2 protein-coding genes are annotated in these 1,439 nt (G+C 67.1%); both read right to left on the bottom strand.

The window, feature by feature from the left end; all coding sequences use genetic code 11:
• The coding region (locus LOY02_RS18975; protein WP_317183924.1) for an NADH-quinone oxidoreductase subunit L at positions 1 to 1,051 on the bottom strand (1,051 nt) is incomplete at its 3' end.
• Positions 1,052 to 1,066: 15 nt separating this feature from the next.
• Positions 1,067 to 1,366 carry an NADH-quinone oxidoreductase subunit NuoK gene (gene nuoK, locus LOY02_RS18970; protein ID WP_317183923.1) on the bottom strand — a complete coding sequence of 100 codons (300 nt, stop codon included), beginning with the start codon at positions 1,364 to 1,366 and terminating at the stop codon, positions 1,067 to 1,069.
• Between the last annotated feature and the right edge of the window lie 73 nt (positions 1,367 to 1,439).

The following is a 1,439-nucleotide window of genomic DNA, read 5'->3' as shown; positions in this document are numbered from 1 at the left end:
TCATGTAGCCGATCTGGGACATCGTCGAGGCGGCGAGGGCCTTCTTGATGTCGTCTTTCGCGCAGCCGACGATCGCCCCGAAGAGGAGCGTGATCGCACCGACGATGACCACGGCGAGCTGCGCGTTGGGCGAGGCCTCGAAGATCGGTCCGGACCGCACCACGAGGTAGACACCAGCAGTGACCATCGTCGCCGCGTGGATCAGCGCCGAGACCGGCGTCGGGCCGGCCATCGCGTCCCCGAGCCAGCTCTGGAGCGGGAACTGCGCGGACTTGCCGGTGGCGCCGAGCAGCAGCATCAGCCCCAGCGCCGTCATGAAGCCCTGGTTCGCCTCGTTGCCCGCCGCTCCCAGGACGGTCTCGAAGTCGACGGCCCCGAAGTGGAAGAACATGATCATGATCGCGACGGACAACCCGAAGTCGCCGACCCGGTTGGCCACGAAGGCCTTGTTGGCCGCGGTCGCGTAGGCCGGGTTCCAGTTCCAGAAACCGATGAGCAGGTAGGACGCCAGACCGACACCCTCCCAGCCGATGTAGAGGATGAGGTAGTTGTCGGCGAGGACGAGCAGGAGCATCGCCGCGACGAAGAGGTTGAGGTAGGCGAAGAAGCGACGCTTGTCGGGATCGAGCTCCATGTAGCCGAGCGAGTACACGTGGATGAGCGACCCGACGAAGGTGATGAGCAGCACGAACGCGACCGAGAGCTGGTCGACGAGCAGCGACGCGTCGACGGAGAACGAGCCGGCCGTGACGAAGTCGAAGAGGGGCACGGACGAGTGCCGGCTCTCGGGGTCCTGGCCGAGCATCTGCAGGAAGATGAGCGCGCCCACGACGAACGAGCCCCACGACAGGGCCGTCGCGAGGACGGGGCCGAAGCCGTTGGTGCGACGCCCGCCGAAGAGCAGGACTGCGGCGCCGAGCAGGGGCAGCGCGATGAGCAGCCAGGCGTACGCCGTGATCCCGGTGGCGGCCTGTGCCTCGCCTGCCTGCGTCGCCAGCCCGGCGGCATACGTGCCGGGCGTCTGGAGGAGGTTTCCCATGCCAGTTGACATCGAGTGTGGGCTCCCTTACAGCTTCAGCAGGTTGGCGTCGTCGACCGAGGCCGACCGGCGGGCACGGAAGATGGCCATGATGATGGCCAGGCCGACGACGACCTCGGCGGCGGCGACGACCATGACGAAGAGCGCCATGACCTGGCCGTCCAGGCTGCCGTGGATCCGCGAGAACGTCACCAGTGCGAGGTTGGTCGCGTTGAGCATGACCTCGACGCCCATGAACACGATGATCGCGTTGCGGCGCATGAGCACCGTCGCGGTGCCGATCGAGAACAGCACGATCGACAGGTAGATGTAGTTGAGTGGGCTCACTGGTCCGCACCCTCCTCAGTGCCGGTGCCTGCGCCCGTGCCGGGACCTGTCTCGGGGCCCACCTCGGGGCCAC

This window comes from Intrasporangium sp. (genome assembly GCF_032907665.1).
Lineage (GTDB): Bacteria > Actinomycetota > Actinomycetes > Actinomycetales > Dermatophilaceae > Intrasporangium.
This window is presented reverse-complemented; position numbering and strand designations above follow the sequence as displayed.